The 13,401-nt window shown below is 63.1% G+C and carries 11 protein-coding genes and 1 tRNA gene; 9 read left to right on the forward strand and 3 right to left on the reverse strand.

The genetic code is table 11. From position 1 onward, the window contains the following. Positions 1-31: 31 nt before the first annotated feature. From ACNAOU_RS18105 to ACNAOU_RS18130, 6 genes are all read left to right on the forward strand, one after another. Positions 32-2,347, forward strand: a complete 2,316-nt coding sequence (locus tag ACNAOU_RS18105; RefSeq protein WP_413304956.1) for a transglycosylase domain-containing protein — start codon at positions 32-34, stop codon at positions 2,345-2,347. A 3-nt stretch (positions 2,348-2,350) separates the two neighbouring features. Continuing rightward, positions 2,351-3,298, forward strand: coding sequence for a metallophosphoesterase (locus tag ACNAOU_RS18110; protein WP_422757420.1), 948 nt, complete (start codon positions 2,351-2,353; stop codon positions 3,296-3,298). Positions 3,299-3,449: 151 nt separating this feature from the next. Continuing rightward, on the forward strand, positions 3,450-5,249 hold the full coding sequence (locus tag ACNAOU_RS18115; RefSeq protein ID WP_110503674.1) for an ABC transporter ATP-binding protein: 1,800 nt from the start codon (positions 3,450-3,452) through the stop codon (positions 5,247-5,249). Next, positions 5,246-7,078 (forward strand): ABC transporter ATP-binding protein, encoded by a 1,833-nt coding sequence (locus ACNAOU_RS18120; protein ID WP_018777054.1) that lies wholly within the window; start codon positions 5,246-5,248, stop codon positions 7,076-7,078. The genes ACNAOU_RS18115 and ACNAOU_RS18120 overlap by 4 nt, the downstream gene beginning before the upstream one ends. A 99-nt stretch (positions 7,079-7,177) precedes the next feature. Then, positions 7,178-7,254, forward strand: a tRNA-Pro gene (locus tag ACNAOU_RS18125). A 206-nt stretch (positions 7,255-7,460) separates the two neighbouring features. Continuing rightward, the gene (locus ACNAOU_RS18130; RefSeq protein WP_413304947.1) at positions 7,461-7,814 is read left to right on the forward strand and encodes an SdpI family protein; all 354 of its coding nucleotides are present in this window, start codon (positions 7,461-7,463) and stop codon (positions 7,812-7,814) included. Positions 7,815-7,907: 93 nt separating this feature from the next. Here the strand turns inward: ACNAOU_RS18130 and ACNAOU_RS18135 are convergent, their stop codons facing one another. Next, positions 7,908-8,123 (reverse strand): hypothetical protein, encoded by a 216-nt coding sequence (locus ACNAOU_RS18135; protein WP_018777056.1) that lies wholly within the window; start codon positions 8,121-8,123, stop codon positions 7,908-7,910. Between the two features lie 124 nt (positions 8,124-8,247). On the opposite strand from ACNAOU_RS18135, the gene ACNAOU_RS18140 reads away from it, so the two are divergent. After that, complete coding sequence (locus tag ACNAOU_RS18140; RefSeq protein WP_018777057.1) at positions 8,248-9,513, forward strand: helix-turn-helix domain-containing protein; 1,266 nt, start codon at positions 8,248-8,250, stop codon at positions 9,511-9,513. Between the two features lie 71 nt (positions 9,514-9,584). On the opposite strand, the gene ACNAOU_RS18145 is transcribed toward ACNAOU_RS18140, so the two are convergent. Next, positions 9,585-10,523, reverse strand: coding sequence for a phosphoribosylaminoimidazolesuccinocarboxamide synthase (locus ACNAOU_RS18145; RefSeq protein ID WP_422757421.1), 939 nt, complete (start codon positions 10,521-10,523; stop codon positions 9,585-9,587). Positions 10,524-10,525: 2 nt separating this feature from the next. Then, entirely contained in the window at positions 10,526-11,836 is a 1,311-nt protein-coding gene (gene purD, locus ACNAOU_RS18150) for a phosphoribosylamine--glycine ligase (protein WP_079580980.1), read from the reverse strand. Between the two features lie 111 nt (positions 11,837-11,947). Here purD and ACNAOU_RS18155 point away from each other — a divergent pair, with 111 nt between their 5' ends. Both ACNAOU_RS18155 and ACNAOU_RS18160 read left to right on the forward strand, forming a co-directional pair. Next, the gene (locus tag ACNAOU_RS18155) at positions 11,948-12,964 is read left to right on the forward strand and encodes an asparaginase (protein ID WP_422757423.1); all 1,017 of its coding nucleotides are present in this window, start codon (positions 11,948-11,950) and stop codon (positions 12,962-12,964) included. A 21-nt stretch (positions 12,965-12,985) separates the two neighbouring features. Next, positions 12,986-13,396, forward strand: coding sequence for a sterol carrier family protein (locus ACNAOU_RS18160; RefSeq protein WP_189075425.1), 411 nt, complete (start codon positions 12,986-12,988; stop codon positions 13,394-13,396). The last annotated feature ends 5 nt before the right edge of the window (positions 13,397-13,401 follow it).

Consider the following 13,401-nt stretch of genomic DNA (forward strand, 5'->3'; position numbering starts at 1 on the left):
AAGCCTAGCCCTTGCCGGTAAACTGGAAAACATGGTGACTCGCAAGAACCCCATATTCGATACTGCCACCACCCTCGGAAAGATTTTAGGTTTCCTTGGCGTGAGTGCGATCTGTGGCGTCCTGGTGGCGGGACTTTTGGTCCCCGCCGCTGCCGTCTCGGGCAGTGCCGCAAGTGGTTCAATCCAGTTCTTTGACACTCTGCCGGCGGAACTGCAAGTGGATCCGCCCAGCCAGAACACCACGATCCTGGCGAAAGACGGTACGCCGATCGCCTCGATCTACGCAGAGAACCGCACCAAGGTTCCGCTGGATTCCATGAGCCCTTTCATCAAGGACGCTGTCATCGCCATCGAGGACAGCCGTTTTTATGAGCACGGCGGAATCGACACCACCGGCATCATGCGAGCACTGGTGAGCACCGCCCGCGGCAACAAGCAGGGTGCGTCCACCATCACCCAGCAGTACGTGAACAACGTCATCAACGAGTCACTGGTGGCGTCGGGCAAGGGTGACGACGTCCTCCTCAACGGTGTTAACAAGGGCGTGGGCGACAAGCTCCGCGAAATGAAGCTCGCGATCGCCCTGGAGAAGAAGTTCTCCAAGGAGCAGATCCTTGAGGGCTACCTCAACATCGTGTTCTTCAACCGCGATGCCTACGGCATCGAAGCTGCGTCCAAGTTCTTCTTCAGCACCACCGCCAAAGACCTGACGCTTCCCCAAGCTGCGCTGCTTGCCGGCCTGGTCAACAGCCCGTCTGCCTTCGATCCGATCACCAACCCGGACAACTCGAAGATGCGGCGCGACCTTGTCCTGAACGCCATGCTGGCCCAGAAGAAGATCACCCAGGCCCAGTACGACGAAGCTGTCGCCACGCCCGTGACCACCAAGGTAACCCCGGCCCGCCAGGGTTGCGCCTACGCCACCATGGCTCCGTACTTCTGCGATTATGTTCTGCACCTCCTGCTGAACAACCCGGCTTACGGTGACACCACGGAGGAACGCGAAAAGCGCGTTATGCGCGGCGGCCTGACCATCCAGACCACCCTCGATCCGACTGCCCAGAACGTGGCTCAGCAGCAGGTTGACGCCACGGCGGGTGCCAACCCGGACAAGTGGGGCGCCTCAATCGTCTCTGTCCAGCCGGGCACGGGACAGATCGTCAGCATGGCTCAGAACACCGTGTGGCTCCCTCAAGAGGGCAAGTTCGATCAGACCCAGAACTTCAACGTTGATGTGGTCGACGCCAACGGCAACGACCTCAACGGCATCGGTGGGTTCCAGCCCGGTTCCACGATGAAACCCTTCACGTTCGCCCAGTGGCTGAATGAGGGGAAGTCGATGGAAACCAATGTCAATGCGGCCGTTCGCAGGTATCCGCAGAACTTCCCTTGGAAGAACACATGCCCCGCGCCTACCGTCGGCTGGTACGACTCAACAAATGGGACCTTCGACCTACAGAACTCAGACGAGGGCTACTACAGGAACATGACCGTCCTGTACGGCCTCAAAAATTCGATTAACACAGCCACGTTTGCCTCAGCGGCCCAAGTTGATCTGTGCGGGATCCAAGGCATCGTTGACGCCACAGGCATTCATGGCGGCCTCCCCGCCCGCGACAACACAGGCAAAATCACGGACCCAAATCCCAAGGTCCCCATGACAACTCTGGCCAACCTGATCGGTTCAACCCAGACAGCTCCTTTGACCATGGCTACCGCCTTCGCGACGTTCGCAGCCGATGGTAAGTACTGTGCACCCATCGCCATCACCTCAGTGAAGGACCAGTCGGGAGCTGACCTCCCCGCGCAGTCCTCCAGCTGCAAGGACGCCGTGAAGCCCGAGGTGGCTCGTGGTGTGGCCTATGCGATGCAGGAAGTGCTGAATTCAGGTTCCGGTTCGCTGATCAGGCCATCCCTTTCAACAAAAAACAACTTCCCGGTGGCTGCCAAAACAGGCACGAACGACTCAAACGGCTCCACTTGGGTTGTTGGCTACACCAGCGGTCTTGCAACTGCTTCCTGGTTCGGTGATCCTTTGGGTAATCAGTCTCGCTACGGACGCAACCTCACCGTGAACGGCAAGTTCTACCCGTCCATCGACGGCTATATGATCGCCGGCCCGCAGTTCACCAACTACATGTTGTCTGTCGCCCCGGCCTACGGCACCAACCCGTTCCCGCAACCACCGTCCAACCTGACTGGTGCGCCGACGCCGCAACGCAACAACAACGCACCGTCGAACAACACTCCGTCCGCGCCAAAGCAGGCGCCAAACCCCGCGCCGTCCACCGGAACCGGCAACAACGGTAACGGCAATGGAAACAACGACGCCCCCGGCAAGGACTAACGAGTGACGTTCGCTGATTCACTGGCAAACCGCGCCCGTTTTTTCGGGCGCGGTTTTGCCGTCACTGCAGCCGTCGGGGCAGCCGCAGGTACAGCGGCTGCCGCCTACGGGTGGTGGGAAAAGGACCAGTTCGAGGTCCGCCACGAAACGTTGCCAATTCTCCCTGAGGGCTCGGCACCCCTTCGTGTCCTGCACCTGAGCGACATCCACTTTGTCCCCGGCCAAGTCAAGAAGACGCAATGGCTGCATTCCCTGGCGGACCTCAAACCCGATCTTGTAGTCAACACGGGCGACAACTTGAGCCACACCAAGGCCGTTGACCCCCTCATCCAGGCCTTGAGGCCCCTGATGGAGTTCCCCGGGGTCTTCGTTCCAGGTTCCAACGACTACTACGCGCCGCGGATCAAGAACCCGGCGGGCTACTTCCGTGGTCCTTCGAAACCTAAAACCGAGCCCCTCCAGCTCGACTGGCCCAAGCTCCGCTCCGCCTTCGGCATGAGTGGCTGGATCGACCTCACCAACCGTGCCCAGTCTGTGGTCCTCAACGGCCTGCGGTTCGATTTTTCGGGCGTCGACGATCCCCATTTGGGGCGCGAACGCTACGCCGGCTGGCCCCGCGGCACCGTGAACCAGGATGCCCGGCCGCACCTCAAAGTCGCCGTGATCCACGCTCCCTACCAACGCGTGCTGGACCACTTCACCGAGGCGGGAGCAGACCTGATCATCGCCGGTCACACTCACGGCGGCCAGATCTGCATCCCCGGCTACGGCGCCTTGGTCTCCAACTGCGACCTCCCCACCTGGCGGGCCAAAGGCCTCCACGATTGGGAAAGCGATGGATTCACGACGCCGGTGAACGTCTCGGGCGGCATCGGCACCTCGCGGTTCGCCCCCGTCCGTATAGCCTGCCGCCCGGAGGCTGTGCTGCTGACGCTCACGCCACGCAACTGAACCTCGCGCAGCATTACGAATCCCAATAACTGGGTCAAACATTTCACCTGGGGTGCGTGGTCCTGTGAAACGAATCACGCCATGGCATAGGGTAGTTGCTACGGGAAACTACCTCCGCACCATCTGAAGATCCAGCTGTTGAGAAGCGGGCATGTCCAAGCAAACCTCATTTTTCACCTCCGTCGGCCGCCTGTACCCTCACGTACGGCCCATCCTCCCGCGCCTATTCATGGGCCTGATCTGCGCCTTGCTGGCCAGCATTGTCGCGCTCACCATCCCGCAAGTCCTGCGGGTCTTGGTCAACAACTCCTTGCAGCCCGGCGGTTCCACGGACGCCGTCTGGATTGCCGCCGTCGTGATCCTTGCTCTGGGCATCGCCGAAGCAGGACTGGTGGCCTTGCGCCGCCAGTTCGTGATCAACCCGGCCACCACCGTGGAGACCCGGATGCGCGTGACCCTTTACGGGCACCTGCAGGAGCTCACCGTGGCGTTCCATGACCGCTGGGGTTCCGGGCAGCTGCTCTCCCGCGCCATGACGGACCTCAGCTTCCTGCGCCGTTGGATGGCGTTCGGCGCGATCATGCTGGTGGTCACGACACTGACGGTGATCATCGGCGTCGGCGTGATGTTCTCCATGAGCTGGCAGCTGGCGCTCATCTTCCTCGCCGCCGCGGTGCCGATCATGATCAATTCTTTCCGGTTCCGGCGGCGCTTCAGCCTGGTGGCCCGGCTCAGCCAGGACCAGGCCGGCGACCTCGCCACCACCGTTGAGGAATCCGTCCACGGAATCCGTGTCCTGAAGGCGTTCGGACGGAGCCGCGAGGCACTGGAGAACTTCAATGGCCAGGCTGAGGAACTGCGCCAGACGGAGATCGCGAAAGCCAAGCAGCAGGCCGGTTTCACCTTGGTGGTGACACTGCTGCCGGAACTCGCCTTGGGTGTCGGGCTGGTGGTTGGCGTCATGCTCGCCGCGAGCGGTCAGCTCAGCATTGGTGCCTTGGTCGCCTTTTTCGCGACCGCAGCCGTGGTGGCTACCCCGGTTGAATTCTCCGGCATGCTCTTGGCCATGGCGCTCACGGCCAAGACCGCGCTGGACCGGCATTTCGAGGTCATGGACACCGAGAACACCATCACCTCCCCGGAGACGGCCGTGGTGCCGGAAACCGTCAAGGGTGCCTTGCGCTTTGACCACGCAGGTTTCGGGTTCGACGACGGCGGCACCCTCCTGCACGACATCACCCTGGACATCCGCCCCGGCGAAACCATGGCCCTGGTGGGCATCACGGGAAGCGGCAAGAGCGCGCTGCTTCAACTGGTCCCCCGCCTGTACGACGTCACAGCCGGTGCAGTAACCATCGACGGCGTGGATGTCCGCGACTTCGACATCGACGAGCTCCGCAAGGTGGTTGCAGTGGCGTTCGAGGACACCACGCTCTTCTCCAGTTCGGTGCGTGACAACGTGCTGCTTGGTGCACCCGATCCCAGCGACGCAGCCTTGGACGAGGCATTGGATGTGGCGCAGGCACACTTTGCCTACTCCCTGCCGGACGGCGTGGACACCCTCATCGGAGAGGAAGGCCTGAGCCTGTCCGGTGGCCAGCGGCAGCGCATCGCCCTGGCCCGCGCCATCGCCGCCAAGCCGAAAGTCCTGGTGCTGGACGATCCCCTGTCCGCTTTGGACGTCAACACCGAGGAGCGCGTGGAAGCCCGCTTGCGTGAGGTTCTCCGCGAGACCACCACGCTGATCGTGGCGCACCGTCCCTCCACTGTGGCGTTGGCCGACCGGGTGGCCTTGCTCGAAAACGGGACCATCACCGCCGTCGGAACCCACACGGAACTGCTGGCCGAAAACGACCACTACCGTTACGTCATCGCCAGCCTGGATGCCGGTCCGAAGGACCTTGATACAGAACTGGACGAACTCGAAGAAGCTGAGGAGGCCCGCCGGTGAGCGCCACAACCTTTGGCACCGCCAACGAGGACAACACCCACCTCAGCAAAGCAGACAGCAAAGCCGTACGACGCCGGTCGCTCGCCTTGCTTGCCTCGCTGATCCGCCCGGTGCGGTTGCGGTTTTGGCTGACGATCGTGATGGTGGTTGTTTCGCAGCTCACCCGCGTAGCGGGGCCGGCACTGATCGCCTTTGGGATCGACAACGCCTTGCCGGCACTTCAGGCAGGCGACAACGGGCCCTTGGTGCTGGCTGGGTCCCTCTATCTGGCCGCTGCGATCGCCACGGCCGGAATGACCGCGCTCTACGTGACCTCCACGGCCCGGTTGAGCCAGGCGATGCTCCTGGACCTGCGGCTCCGCGTTTTCCGGCACACGCAGCGCCTGAGCCTGGAATTCCATGAGAAGTACACCTCGGGACGCATCATCGCCCGGCAAACTTCGGACCTGGAAGCGCTGCGAGAGCTGTTGGATTCCGGGGTTAGTTCTCTCGCCTCCGGCATGCTGTTCATGCTGTTCACGGCATTCACGGTGTTTGCCTTGGATTGGCGGAGTGGCCTGATCATGCTCGCGGCCGGTGTCCCCATGTTCTTCCTGGCGCGTTGGTACCAGAAACACTCGCAGATCGCGTTCCGGGAATCCCGGGTGGTCTCCGCCCGGTTGATCGTGCACTTTGTGGAGACCATGACGGGTATCCGCGCTGTGAAGGCGTTCCGCAAGGAGCGCGAGAATGCGGACCGCTATGGCCAACTGGCTGAGGACTACCGCAAGAACACTGTCCGCTCCATCAACCTGAACGGCATTTTCCAACCCGGACTGGTGCTGATCGGTAACGTGTGCGTGGCTGTGGTCCTGCTGTTTGGCGGCTTCCGGGTGCTCAGCGGCGACCTCGCAGTAGGCGTCCTGCTGGCCCTGATCCTCTCCACAAAACGCTTTTTCCAGCCGGTGGACCAGATGGCCATGTTCTACAACTCCTTCCAGAGTGCCCAGGCGGCGCTGGAAAAGGTGTCCGGACTCTTGGAAGAAGTACCCACCGTCCGTCCGCCGAAAAACCCGGTGCCTTTGAAAAGCTCACGCGGGGAGATCGACTTCAAGGGCGTGGAGTTCGGCTACAGCGACGGCCAGTTGGTTGTTCCTACCTTGGACCTGCACATTCCGGCCGGGCAGACGGTTGCCTTGGTGGGACAGACAGGTGCCGGTAAGTCCACACTGGCCAAGCTGGTGGCCCGCTTCTACGATGTCACGTCCGGCGCCATCACCTTGGATGGGGTGGACCTGCGGGACCTGGCGACGACGGACCTCCGCCGCGCCGTGGTGATGGTGACCCAAGAGGCCTTCCTCTTCAGCGGTTCGGTTGCCGACAACATTGCTTTGGGTCGCCCCGAGGCTTCCCGCGCCGAAATCGAGGCCGCCGCCGCAGCAGTTGGTGCGCACGAGTTCATCACGAGCCTGCCCGAGGGCTACGACACGGACGTCAACAAACGGGGCGGCCGGGTGTCGTCGGGCCAACGGCAGCTCATCGGTTTTGCCCGGGCCTTCCTTGCCGCGCCGGCCGTGTTGATTCTGGACGAAGCTACATCCTCCCTGGATATTCCTTCCGAGCGGATGGTCCAGCAAGGACTGGCTCATCTCCTGGAGGGAGTCGCAGGCGGGAACGCTGCCCGAACGGCCATCATCATTGCCCACCGCCTCTCAACCGTGGAGACGGCCGACCGGGTGCTGGTGGTCCACGACGGGCGCATCGTCGAGGACGGGACGCCCGCCGAGCTGATCAGCGGCGGCGGACGCTTTGCGCAGTTGCACGGGGCTTGGCGGGACTCACTGGTGTAGTCGTGGTGCCGGGTGCGGGTGTGGCGAGGGACACCCTCTCCCCGATTTCGCATCACGGGACGTTTCGGCTATTCTTGAACAGTTGCTTTCGCAGCGGATCGGGATGTAGCGCAGCTTGGTAGCGCGCTTCGTTCGGGACGAAGAGGTCGCAGGTTCAAATCCTGTCATCCCGACCAAACACGAAAATGGCGTCGAGAAATCGGCGCCATTTTTTGTTGCCATTTCTGTCCAAGTCCAGCCGCTTTCGTCGCGGTTATCCACAGGCTGCGCTTTTTCTGTTTGCACGGGAGAACGCTGTCACTACGCTGTCAAGGGTCAGCGCAGCATCCTGGCGCCATCGACATCGGGTTCTAGGAAATCGCAGAACGGGCAGGGCCAGAGAATGCAGACAGAATTTATCCAGCTCATCGTCATCCTGGGCGCCATGGGAGCCCTGCTCATCGTCATGGGGTCGATCTGCATCAAGGGCAAGCTCCCCATGAACTCCCTGGTCGGGATCCGTTTGCCGGCCACCACGGTTTCCGAGGAAGCGTGGGGTGCGGGCCACAAGGCAGCAGGTCCCTACGTGATCATGGGAGGCATCTGCTCTGCTGCAGGTGCGGCGGCCATACCTCTGTTTCCCACGCTGGAACCGCCAACCCTGGCTTCGATCACCGCAGCCGGGGTGGTGCTGTTCATCGTCGTTGCGGCCTTTGTGGCTTCGGGTGCTGCCAAACGTGAATCGTTGAGCGAATGAATATCCCCGGCGCCATTGCACGCCAAAATGGGCAAAAGTAAAACCCCGGGGCATCGCTCGTCACGCCCCGGGGTTTTACTAACTACAATTGATTTACATTGGATCCGGCCAGTTACCGATGGACATCGGCGTATAGGTGGTGTCCGCTGACTTGGTCGGCGCAGCAATGCGCATGGGATCAGGCCAGTTGCCGATGGCGCTTACGGTGGAGGAGTCTGCTGCCGAAGCGGCAGAGACGACTGCGGGAACTGCAACCGTGGCGGTCAGTGCGCTTGCCAAGGCCACTGACGCGAAGATTTTCTTGAACATGATGTACCCCAATGCGAGTCGGATTCGTTACGGAAATTGCGCGGTCCCTGTTGACATACATTGTAAAATGTTTTCCACAGAGACTGTCAAGGTTTTGGTCAAAAGACACCTGTAGGAGGGACCCGTGGGAAACGGATTCGGCGAGAAACTACGTGCCGAACGGCTCGAACGCGGGTTAACGCAGGCAGAGCTCGGCAAGAACCTGTACTCGCCCAGCTACATTTCACTGCTGGAAACCGGCAGGCGCGAACCTACGGCAGAGGTCATCGAAGAGCTGGCCCGCCGGCTGGAACTGGCTCCCAAAGCGTTGGAAGCGTGGAGCCAACCCGTCTCCGTCAGCGATGCCGAGTACGTCCTGGCCGGCCTGTACGCCCGCCAGGCGTGGGACCTGCGGGACTACCAACTCGCCGCGAGCCACGCCGCCACCGCAGCGCAAATAGCCCTCGAGGCCAAGAACAACAGCGCTTGGTGGAACATGACCTATATGCAGGCCGAGTGCGTGATGAAGCAAGGCCAGCTCAAGGAATGCCAGCAGATCGTTGAGCACCTGCTGGAGCACCCCATGGCCACCGAGTCCGCCGGCCTCGGAGTACGCGCCTGGCAGATGCTTGCCGCCGTGTGCCACGGACAAGGGCAGCTGGCCACCGCCGTCGAGCATGCCAAGCAGGCAGTGAAGCTCAGCGAGCAACTGCCCAAGGGCTCCACCCTCATCATTGGCGCGCATCGCGCGCTGATCGGTGCATTGGCTGAGAGCGGCAAGCTGGATGAGGCCTGGGAGTATTGCCTGGCGATGATCGAGCACATGGACGAACATTCCATGTCCCAGTTGGCCGGTGAGGTCGCGTGGGTGGTGGGCAACGTGGCTTTCATGCGCCACGACTACGTGGAGGGCATCAAACACCACGAACGCGCCGCCAAACTGCTCTCCCCCGCCAATGACATCGAGCTGTGGGCCCGCTTCAACAAGGCCTCGGCAGCGGTACGCCTGTCCTCCGGCATCGTGGAACCGGAAACCCTGTCCGCCATTGAACGCGCAGAACTCGCGCTGTCGATCGTGGGAGGCAACAAGACGGACCAGTTGGAGGTCGCTTTCATCCGCGCCCGGTGGCTCTATCTCACCGGCGACATTCCGGCCGCCGTCGAAAAGCTCCGCGAAATCCATACCGACCGCAAGGTCTTGGCCCGCCACACGGCCGGCGAAGTTTCACTGCTGTTGGGTAAGTCGTTGAAGGCTGCAGGAGAAGCGTCGGAAGCTCTGAAGTTCCTGGAGGAAGCCCAGCACGATTTCAGCGCCGCGGGAGCCTCGGACAGGGTCCAGCAAGCCATGGACGCCGTCCTGGAGATCCGTTTGGCCGAGCGCCGGGCCGCGAAGGAACACTCCCAAGCCTGATTAGACAAGTGAGTCGCAGTTCATGCCGTTATGAGCTCAAAACGGCATAAACTGCGACTCAGTTGGATGCTTTACGCGAACGTGCGGCCCGTGAGCTTCTCGTAAGCCTCCACGTAACGGGCACGGGTGCGCTCCACGACGTCGGCGGGAAGTGCCGGCGGCGGGGTGTCCGAGGACTTGTCCCAGCCGGATTCCGCGGAGGTCAGCCAGTCACGGACGTACTGCTTGTCATACGAGGGCTGCGACTTGCCGGGCGCGTACGTGGACGCATCCCAGAACCGCGAGGAATCCGGCGTAAGGACCTCATCACCAAGGGTGATCACACCCGTGGCGGCGTCGATACCGAATTCCACTTTGGTGTCGGCCAGGATGATGCCGCGTTCACGGGCGATCTCCTCGGCGCGGGTGTAGATCTTCAGCGTGAGCTCGCTCAGGCGGGCAGCAATGTCATCGCCCACCATCGCCACGACGTCGTCGTAGGTGATATTGACGTCGTGCTCGCCAACCTCGGCCTTCGCAGACGGCGTGAACAGTGCCTTCTCCAGGCGGGAGCCATCAACCAGGCCCTCAGGCAGCGGGATCTCGCAGACGGTGCCGTGTTCCTTGTACTCGGCCAGGCCCGAACCCGTCAGGTAGCCGCGGGCGATGCATTCCACCGGGAACATGTCCAGCTTCTTGCAGATCATGGCCCGGCCCTCGACCTCGGCAGGCACTCCGCCTTCGACTGTTGAGGCCAGAACGTGGTGCTCAACGTCCAACTGCTCGAACCACCACAGGCTCAGCTGGGTCAGGACGCGGCCCTTGTCCGGGATCTCACTGCCGAGGACGTGATCGTAGGCGCTGATGCGGTCGCTGGCGACAACCAGAACGCATTCCTGGCCGATCTTCTCCGTGATCGCTTCATCGGCGGGGACGTAGAGGTCACGGACCTTGCCGGAGTAGACGTGGGTCCAGCCCGGGAGATCCAGGGCCTCGGTCTTGAAACCGCCTGCGGGGAGGGATTCAGTCATGCTCAGGCCTGCACTTTCGGGATGGTGCCGGTGGCCGCGTACGGCACCCGGATTTCGCCGCGGGCGGCCTTGCCTGCGATGTCCGTACGAAACTGCGAGCCTTCAAGCTGAACCAGCTCGACGCCGTCGTACGCTTTCTCGCGAGCCTCCACCAGATCCGAACCGAGCGCCACAACCGCCAGGACGCGGCCGCCGGCGGAGACAACCTTGCCTTCGTCGTCCAGCTTGGTACCGGCATGGACCACGTGGACACCGTCCAGTTCGTCGACCTTCTTCAGGCCACGGATGCGGTCGCCTGTGCGGGGTGCGTCAGGGTAGTTCTCGGCAGCAACGACGACGGCGACTGCCGTGTCCTTGGACCAGCGCAGCTCTTCGGCGGTGTCCAGTTCGCCCTTGGCGGCTGCCAGCAGCAGCGCACCGAGCGGCGTCTTGAGGCGGGCCAGGACAGCCTGGGTCTCCGGATCGCCGAAACGGACATTGAATTCGATGACGCGCGTGCCGCGCGAGGTGAGGGCCAAACCGCAGTACAGGACGCCGATGAAGGGCGTGCCGCGGCGGGCCATCTCGTCAACGGTGGGCTGGGCGACACGGTCTATGACTTCCTGGACCAAGCCTTCGGGGGCCCACTCCAGCGGAGTGTAGGCACCCATGCCGCCGGTGTTGGGGCCTTCGTCGTTGTCGAAGATGCGCTTGAAGTCCTGTGCCGGGGACAGCGGGACCGTGGTCCGGCCGTCGCAGAGGACAAACAGGGAAACTTCGGGGCCGTCAAGGAATTCCTCGATCACCACGGTTCCACCGGCGTCGAAGCAGGTCTGCGCGTGCGCCAGGGCCTCCGCGCGGTCCTTGGTGACAACGACGCCCTTGCCTGCGGCCAGTCCGTCGTCCTTGACGACGTAGGGAGCGCCGAAGGTATCCAGGGCGTCTGCGGCTTCCTCGGCGTTTTCGGCCACACGGGCCATGGCCGTGGGAACGTTCGCTTCAGCCATGATCTGCTTGGCGAACGCCTTGGAGGCTTCCAGCTGGGCGGCTTCCTTGCTGGGGCCGAACACCGGAATGCCGGCCTCGCGCACGGCATCGGAGACACCGGCTGCCAGCGGCGCTTCCGGGCCAACGACTACCAGGTCCACGCCCAGCTTGGAGGCGAGGGCGGAGACGGCTTCCGGGTTGTTCCCGTCAATAGCGTGCGTGGGCACGAGTTTGCTGATGCCCGCGTTGCCGGGGGCCGCGTGGACCTCGGAAACGTTGGGGTCTTCAAGCAGAGAGCGGACAATGGCGTGTTCGCGGCCGCCTGGGCCAATGACGAGTACCTTCACAGTCTTCAAGGGTACTTTGTGTGGAGCGCTCGGCCTAAGCTGTGTCACGCAGCGGACCCGGCGCGCACCCGCCTGGCCCGGGAACCACCCCGCCACGCCTAGACTTGCTTCATGCCCATGAGTTCGCATGAAACGTTCAACGTTGAGACCGCCGTCGAACTGGCAGTGATCGAACGCAGTGGCTTCATCGAGTCCCGGCACATAGGTGCGGCCGTGGTCCTCGCGGGTGACGGTTCCGTTGTCACCCGCCTCGGCGACATCGATGCTCCCGTCTTCGCCCGGTCAACCCTCAAGCCCTTCCAGGCCCTCGCCTCCATGCAGTCCGGAGTTCCGCTGCGCGGCGCCCAGGTGGCCGTGGCGTGCGGAAGCCACACCGGATCCCTGGACCACATGGACGTGGTGGAGGGAATGCTCAAAGCGGCCGGCGTTCGGGAGGAACACCTGCAGTGCCCCACCGCCTGGCCCCAGGACGAGACAGCCCGGAACTGGCTGGTCCGGTCCGAGCGCGGGCAGTCCAAGCTCGCCTTCAACTGCTCCGGCAAGCACGCAGCCTTCCTGTGGGCGTGCACCGAAAACGGCTGGGACCTCCGCAGCTACCTCGAACCGAACCACCCCCTCCAGCAAAGGGTGCGTTCCGTGATCGAGGAATACAGCGACGAAACCATCTCACACCTGGGCATCGACGGCTGCGGCGCTCCTGTTGCCGCGCTCTCGCTGACCGGGTTGGCCCGTGCCTACTCCCGCCTGGCCAAGTCCCCGGGCGATAAATCCTCCAACGCCCGCGCAGCCACCATCGCCACGTCCATGCTGGATTACCCGTGGGCCGTCCAGGGCAAGGGTGAGTCGAACACCGTCGTCATGGAAGAGCTGGAGGTTCTGGCCAAGATCGGCGCCGAAGGCGTCCTGGTCCTGGCCACCCCCACTGGCGCCACGGTGGCAGTCAAGGTTCTGGACGGCAACCTCCGCGCCACCACCCTTGTGGGACTGACCCTGCTCGCCGTGAGCGGGGCGGTGGACATCCCGGCCGTATCCAACGTCCTTGAACGGGTGGTGGAGCCTGTTCTGGGTGGCGGTCATGAAGTGGGCAGGATCCGGCTGGGCCACGCAGTCTCTGCCCTGCTGGACTAGTAGTTAAGAAGGAAAGAACCCATGGCTGTTGCACGACGCCGCGTCGACATCTCCGAGGGCCGGGCTGCGCTGGCCGCCTGGCAAACCGCCGTCGGGCCTTCCAGTGGTGAAGCCGCCGGTGAGCCTGGCACCGCTGCCGGGACCACGCCGTCGCGCGCTGTGATAGCGACGGCGGTCCGCTACACGCTGGAAGAAGTCACCGCGCGTGCGCCCGGCAATTCAGTGGAGGTCCGCGTCCCGCCGTTCGGCGTCACCCAATGCGTGGAGGGGCCCCGGCACACGCGCGGCACTCCCCCGAACGTCATAGAGACCGACGCCGACACCTGGCTTGGTTTGGTGACCGGCAGCATCACCTGGGCCGACGCCGTTTCGGCCCACAAGGTGACCGCCTCCGGTTTGCGCGCCGATCTTTCTGAACTGCTGCCCCTCTAAACGAG

This window comes from Paenarthrobacter sp. C1 (assembly GCF_049315185.1).
GTDB classification, from domain to species: Bacteria; Actinomycetota; Actinomycetes; order Actinomycetales; family Micrococcaceae; genus Arthrobacter; species Arthrobacter nicotinovorans.

Coding starts and splice junctions, on each gene's coding strand:
- ACNAOU_RS18105 (WP_413304956.1), top strand. CDS start 32: ATGGTGACTCGCAAGAACCCCATATTCGATACTGCCACCACCCTCGGA.
- ACNAOU_RS18115 (WP_110503674.1), top strand. CDS start 3,450: ATGTCCAAGCAAACCTCATTTTTCACCTCCGTCGGCCGCCTGTACCCT.
- ACNAOU_RS18130 (WP_413304947.1), top strand. CDS start 7,461: ATGCAGACAGAATTTATCCAGCTCATCGTCATCCTGGGCGCCATGGGA.
- ACNAOU_RS18135 (WP_018777056.1), bottom strand. CDS start 8,123: ATGTTCAAGAAAATCTTCGCGTCAGTGGCCTTGGCAAGCGCACTGACC.
- ACNAOU_RS18145 (WP_422757421.1), bottom strand. CDS start 10,523: ATGACTGAATCCCTCCCCGCAGGCGGTTTCAAGACCGAGGCCCTGGAT.
- ACNAOU_RS18155 (WP_422757423.1), top strand. CDS start 11,948: ATGCCCATGAGTTCGCATGAAACGTTCAACGTTGAGACCGCCGTCGAA.
- ACNAOU_RS18160 (WP_189075425.1), top strand. CDS start 12,986: ATGGCTGTTGCACGACGCCGCGTCGACATCTCCGAGGGCCGGGCTGCG.